General features: G+C 61.0%; 6 protein-coding genes. All 6 read right to left on the bottom strand.

Features of this window, described 5'->3' with window-relative positions:
• Nucleotides 1-69: 69 nt before the first annotated feature.
• Nucleotides 70-567, bottom strand: coding sequence for a FixH family protein (locus EN893_RS15775; protein WP_024502867.1), 498 nt, complete (start codon nt 565-567; stop codon nt 70-72).
• Nucleotides 564-2,123, bottom strand: coding sequence for a cytochrome c oxidase accessory protein CcoG (gene ccoG / locus EN893_RS15770; RefSeq protein WP_024502866.1), 1,560 nt, complete (start codon nt 2,121-2,123; stop codon nt 564-566). The genes EN893_RS15775 and ccoG overlap by 4 nt, the downstream gene beginning before the upstream one ends.
• 166 nt (nt 2,124-2,289) lie before the next feature.
• A complete protein-coding gene (gene ccoP / locus EN893_RS15765; RefSeq protein WP_024502865.1) occupies nt 2,290-3,153 on the bottom strand; it encodes a cytochrome-c oxidase, cbb3-type subunit III in 864 nt (287 codons plus the stop codon).
• A gap of 2 nt (nt 3,154-3,155) precedes the next feature.
• Nucleotides 3,156-3,305 (bottom strand): cbb3-type cytochrome c oxidase subunit 3, encoded by a 150-nt coding sequence (locus tag EN893_RS15760; protein WP_024502864.1) that lies wholly within the window; start codon nt 3,303-3,305, stop codon nt 3,156-3,158.
• Between the two features lie 11 nt (nt 3,306-3,316).
• Nucleotides 3,317-4,048, bottom strand: a complete 732-nt coding sequence (ccoO, locus tag EN893_RS15755) for a cytochrome-c oxidase, cbb3-type subunit II (RefSeq protein WP_024502863.1) — start codon at nt 4,046-4,048, stop codon at nt 3,317-3,319.
• Complete coding sequence (gene ccoN / locus EN893_RS15750; RefSeq protein WP_024502862.1) at nt 4,048-5,667, bottom strand: cytochrome-c oxidase, cbb3-type subunit I; 1,620 nt, start codon at nt 5,665-5,667, stop codon at nt 4,048-4,050. Before ccoN ends, ccoO begins: the two co-directional genes overlap by 1 nt.
• Between the last annotated feature and the right edge of the window lie 85 nt (nt 5,668-5,752).

Below are 5,752 nucleotides of genomic sequence, written 5' to 3'. Positions count from 1 at the left end.
GACTAGACGGCAGGACCGACGTGGTGCTGCCCAGATCAAGCGCCATTTCGGCGCCCGGTGCACAACAACTCATTGCAGCGCTCCATGGGAAATCATGATCCTGCGGACGTCGCGATACGGTTTATCCAGACCGGCGTCGGCGTCGACTTCGACAATCCAGACGCCGTCCTTCGGCATGTGCTGGGCTGCGAATTCCTGGCCCGAGGCGGGTGCGAGGGTGACCGACTTGTCCTCCTTCTCGTACGCGGGATGGCGAAACAGCACCTTGACGCCGTGCAGGGGAACCGGCTTGCCAGCGGCATCGGTGAGGCTGTAGCGGACTTCACCCCATGCGATGGTCAGCTTGCCGGTCCAGCCAAGGGCTGCCTGTGCCCGTCCTTCCGTGGCCTTCTTGTTGAATTGCTGGCTCGCCACATAGGTGTTTTCGACGACGAGGCCAGTCCAGCTTGTGCTGGCGAGCGTCGCCATGGTCAAATTGACCGCGATGATCACGCCGAAAAAGGCGAGGATGATGGCCAGCATGTGCCTGCCGGTAAATTCACGAGGCTTTTGTACATTGGCAGTCATCTGGGGGCCTCCGGCGCGTTGAAGGTGGCGGTGTACTCGTTCGATTCGAAGCTGGCTCTGTCCTCGACGCGGAACTTGAAAGTCTGCGCCGGCGCGCGGATCTGGCCCGCGGGCTGGCGCACGAAGACTTTCAGCATTTTCAGGCGGTCGGGTTCGACCGGAATGGCGAATGAGCGGCCTGCCGGGATATCTTCGCCGACCACGCTCATGTCAGCTCCATCCAGGCCTTGGATCGTGACGACGAGCGTCCGCGGCTCCGGGATCATGTTGAGCAGCTTGACGGTATAGCCATTGCGGATGGAGCCGTCGGACAGCGTGACGAACTGAGGATTGCGATCATGCAACACGTTTAGTTCGAGCCGGTCGCGCGTCAGCAGGGAATAGAGCAGGCCGAGGCCGATCAGCGACCACAAGCCCATGTAGACGTAGGTGCGCGGCCGAAAGATCTTGCGGATGTGGAAATGCGCTACCTTGTCGGAGAACAGGCCATCAGCGGTCCTGACCAGCGACGGGTTGACTGAACTGGAGCCGCCCGCGGTTGCCAGCATCATATTGGTGTTGTAGTCGGAGAGCGTCGCGTAGGAGATCAGCCCGCGCTCCTTGCCGAGCTTGTCCATGACGCCGTCACAGGCGTCGATGCAGAGCGCGCAGGTGATGCATTCGAGCTGCTGGCCATCGCGAATGTCGATCCCCATCGGGCAGACCGCGACGCAGGCATTGCAGTCGACGCAGTCGCCGACGGACTGCCCTGCAGCTTGCACCTTCTTCGCATGGCGAGAACGCGGTTCGCCGCGCCAGTCATTGTAGGTGACGGTGAGCGAACTTTCGTCGAGCATGGCCGCCTGGATGCGCGGCCATGGGCACATATAGGTGCAGACCTGTTCTCGCATCAGCCCGCCGAACGTGTAGGTGGTCGCCGTCAGGACGGCGACGGTGATGTAGGCGACGGGCGCCGCGGTGCCGGTGAAGAGTTCGCCGACCAGCGTCGGCGCATCGGCAAAATAGAAGATCCAGGCGCCGCCAGTCGCCGCGCCTATGACGAGCCAGATGGTGTGCTTGAACACGCGCAGCATGAGCTTGCGCGCGGTCCAGGGACCTGCATCGAGCTTCATGCGGGCGTTACGGTCCCCCTCGATCGCACGTTCGACGACGAGGAACAGATCGACCCACACCGTCTGAGGGCATGCATAGCCGCACCAGGCACGGCCGACAGTCGAGGTGATCAGGAAAAGACCGACGCCCGCCATGACCAGGAGGCCGGCCACATAGAAGAATTCCTGGGGCCATATCTCGATGAAGAAGAAGTAGAAGCGCCGGTTCGCGAGATCGAGCAGGACTGCCTGGTCCGGGGCAAATGGACCGCGAGCCCAAGGCAGCCACGCAGCCAGGTAATAGATGCCAAGTGTGATCGTCATCACCAGCCATTTGAAGCGACGAAAGTTGCCCGAGGCGCGCTTCGGAAAGATCTTTTGACGCGCGGCATAAAGCGGCTTGCGGGTTTTGGCGGAATTGACAGTTTCTGTTTCGAGCCCTGTCAACTGCGTCTTGTCACGCATGTGCAACTCCACTTTCCCAGCCGATGTCAGGGGCACCTGTCGTAAAGCCTCGCCGTAGGATAGCCTTGCCGGGTTGTGCAGATCGCATTAGGGATGGTGTCGAGGCCCGGCTCACGCCAGGCCTCGTCCGCTTGGCAGGGGGGACCGAAGAATAGGGCTTCCATTCCTATTCTCCGCCGCCAAGCGAATGGACATAAACTGCAAGTTCCTTGACCTTGATCTCGCCGAGACGGCCAACCCAGGCCGGCATGACGCCCTGTTTTGGCGCACGGACCTGTGCGGCGATGGCTGTCTCACCGGATCCATAGAGCCAGATCGCATCGGTCAGGTCGGGGGCGCCGAATTCCCTGTTGCCTTTTGCATTGTCGCCGTGACAGGCCACGCAATTCTCGGCAAAGACCTTGGCGCCGGGTTGGATCAGACTTGCATCGCGGACCTTGCCGGAAAGGCTGGCCACGTAGGCGCTGACTTGTGCGATCTGGTCGGCGGTAATGATGTCGCCGAAGGCCGGCATTTCCGACAGCCGCGTTTCCGCATCAGTCGCAAAGCGGATGCCGTGCGTAATCGTCTGCTGGATCTGCTCGGCCTTGCCGCCCCATAGCCAGTCGTCGTCGTTGAGATTGGGAAAGCCCTTGGAACCCTGGGCGCCGGAGCCGTGACATTGTACGCAATTGACCTTGAAAGCGGCGCCACCGGCGGCGATTGCGAATTCGCGCAGGCCGTCGTCCGCGGCGATTTCCGAGACGCTCTTGGACTCCACCGCCGAGATATATTTGCCCTTGGCGGCCTCAGCCGCGGTCAGCTCGTTCCTGACCTCGTTGCGGCTGGAATAGCCGAGCACACCCGTTGTCGCCGAGTGCAACAGAGGCCATGCTGGATAGGCAATGGTGTAGCCTATCGCCCAGACAATGGTGACGTAAAAAGTGATGACCCACCATCTGGGAAGCGGGTTGTTCAGCTCCCGGATACCATCCCATTCGTGGCCGGTGGTCGAGACGCCAGAGATTTCATCGATATGCTCGTCGCTCATGATCACTCGTCCTCGAGCGGAATGCGGGCCGCTTCGTCGGCCAGCCTTCGGCTGCCGGGGCGTAGGGCAAAGGCGATGCACCCCACGAAGAACAGCGCCATCGCAACCAGGCCCCAGCTGTCGGCAAACGCCCGCATCAAATTGTAGGTCATCAGCGTTCTCCTCAGCGGTAGCCGGCGGCTTCGTCGTAATTTTTGAAGTCGACCAGTGTGCCAAGCATCTGCAGGTAGGCGAGCAGGGCATCCATTTCGGTGACCTGTTGCGGGTTGCCGTCGAAGTCGCCGATCTTGGCTTTTGGGTAACGCGCCTCAAGGCCTGATGTGTCGGCATTGGGATCGGCCTGCGCCCCCAGATCCGCATTGGCGTGGGCGATCATGTCATCCGTGTAAGGGACGGCTACAAGCCTGTTGGCGACCAGATGCGTCGAGAAATCCTTCACGTCGATCGGCGTGTCTTTCAGGAACCCATAGCTCGGCATGATCGATTCCGGCACCACCGAGCGCGGGTCGGTAAGATGCGCGACATGCCATGCATTCGAGTAGCGGTCGCCAACTCTGGCGAGATCCGGCCCGGTACGCTTCGATCCCCACTGGAAGGGGTGATCGTACATGGACTCGGCAGCCAGGCTGTAGTGGCCATAGCGCTCAACTTCGTCGCGGAACGGCCTGATCATCTGGCTATGACAGAGGTAGCAGCCCTCGCGCATATAGATGTTGCGCCCGACAAGTTCGAGCGGCGAATAGGGGCGCATGCCTTCCACCTTCTCGATCGTATTGTCGAGATAGAAGAGAGGCGCGATCTCGACGATGCCGCCGACCGTCACCACGAGCAGCGAGCCAACGAGAAGAAGCGTGGCGTTCTTCTCGATGATTGCGTGTTTGTCCATCAAGCCCATTACCTGGCTCCTGATCGCGCAGGTCGGATGGCGACGGGGCTCGGCATCGGCTCCTCCTCGCGCTGGTGGCCGAGGATGGTCCTGGTGATGTTCCAGGCCATGATCAGGGCGCCGGAGAGGTACATGGCGCCGCCGATGGCGCGCATGACATAGTAGGGGTGCATGGCGGCGACGGTTTCGGCGAAGGAGTAGACGAGGAAGCCCTGCTCGCCATATTCGCGCCACATCAGGCCCTGCATGATGCCGGACACCCACATCACCGCGGCGTAGACGACGATCCCGAGTGTCGCCAGCCAGAAGTGCCAGGTGACGAGCCTCAGCGAGTAGAGCCGTTGACGGTTCCAGAGCTTCGGGACCATGTAGTAGATCGCGCCGAACGAGATCATGCCGACCCAGCCGAGCGCACCCGAATGGACGTGCCCGATGGTCCAGTCGGTATAATGCGACAGCGAATTGACCGCCCGGATCGCCATGATGGGGCCTTCGAAGGTCGACATGCCATAGAAGGCGACGGCCATCACCATCATGCGTATGATCGGATCGGTGCGCAGCTTGTCCCAGGCGCCGGACAGCGTCATCAGGCCGTTGATCATGCCGCCCCAGGACGGCATCCACAGCATGATCGAGAACACCATGCCGAGCGTCTGCGCCCAATCGGGCAAGGCGGTGTAGTGCAGGTGATGCGGCCCGGCCCAGATGTAGAGAAAGATGATAGCCCAGAAATGGACGATCGACAGCCGGTACGAATAGACTGGCCGGTTCGCCTGCTTGGGCACGAAATAATACATCATGCCGAGGAAGCCGGCGGTGAGAAAGAAGCCGACCGCGTTGTGGCCGTACCACCATTGCGTCAAGGCGTCCTGGACCCCTGAAAAGGCGGAGTAGCTCTTGGAGCCCAGGAACGAGACTGGTATGGACAGGTTGTTGACCACATGCAGCATCGCGATGGTCACGATGAACGACAGGTAGAACCAGTTGGCCACGTAGATATGCGGTTCCTTGCGCTTCAGGATCGTGCCAAGGAACAGAATGAGGTAGGCGACCCAGACGATGGTCAGCCAGACATCCACATACCATTCGGGTTCGGCGTACTCGCGGCCCTCGGTGATGCCGAGCAGATAACCGGTCGCGGCCATGACGATGAAAAGCTGGTAGCCCCAGAAGACGAACCAGGCGAGATCACGGCCGAAGAGGCGCGCGCGGCAGGTGCGCTGCACGACATACAGAGACGTGCAAAGCAGCGCGTTGCCGCCGAAGGCGAAAACGACACCGGATGTGTGCAACGGCCGCAAACGACCGAAATTGAACCAGGGCTGGATGTTGAGATCGGGGTAGGCGAGCTGCAGCGCGATCACCACGCCGACCAGCATGCCGACGACACCCCAGAACACGGTGGCGATCGCGCCGTAGCGGATCGGACCATCCATGTAAGCGGATGGGTCAATCGGAGCTGCTGGCCTGAACTCCGTGTTGCGCAACAGGATCGCAGTGAAACCAGCCACTGCGAAGAACAACACCCACATGTGTCGGCGGAAAGGTTCATCCACGCCGAAGCCGGCGGCCACCAGGGCCGCAAAAGCGAACACGCTTAGAAGGACGATCTCTGTGCCGAATTTCATTGCAGATCCCGATCTCGAATCTGGTGGATGCCAAATCCGCAGCGCACTAATCGCGCAGCCGCCGCCCCCTCGCCCTGATCTATGT

Origin of the sequence: Mesorhizobium sp. M7A.F.Ca.CA.004.04.2.1 (genome assembly GCF_004022825.1) — a bacterium.
In the GTDB taxonomy this organism is placed as follows: Bacteria; Pseudomonadota; Alphaproteobacteria; order Rhizobiales; family Rhizobiaceae; genus Mesorhizobium.
Note: the sequence above shows the minus strand (reverse complement) of the source record. Positions and strands in the feature narration are given on the sequence as shown.

Excerpts from the sequence above, each read along its gene's own strand:
- ccoO (WP_024502863.1), bottom strand. The coding sequence starts at position 4,048 with ATGGGCTTGATGGACAAACACGCAATCATCGAGAAGAACGCCACGCTT.
- ccoN (WP_024502862.1), bottom strand. The coding sequence starts at position 5,667 with ATGAAATTCGGCACAGAGATCGTCCTTCTAAGCGTGTTCGCTTTTGCG.
- ccoG (WP_024502866.1), bottom strand. The coding sequence starts at position 2,123 with ATGCGTGACAAGACGCAGTTGACAGGGCTCGAAACAGAAACTGTCAAT.
- ccoP (WP_024502865.1), bottom strand. The coding sequence starts at position 3,153 with ATGAGCGACGAGCATATCGATGAAATCTCTGGCGTCTCGACCACCGGC.
- EN893_RS15760 (WP_024502864.1), bottom strand. The coding sequence starts at position 3,305 with ATGACCTACAATTTGATGCGGGCGTTTGCCGACAGCTGGGGCCTGGTT.
- EN893_RS15775 (WP_024502867.1), bottom strand. The coding sequence starts at position 567 with ATGACTGCCAATGTACAAAAGCCTCGTGAATTTACCGGCAGGCACATG.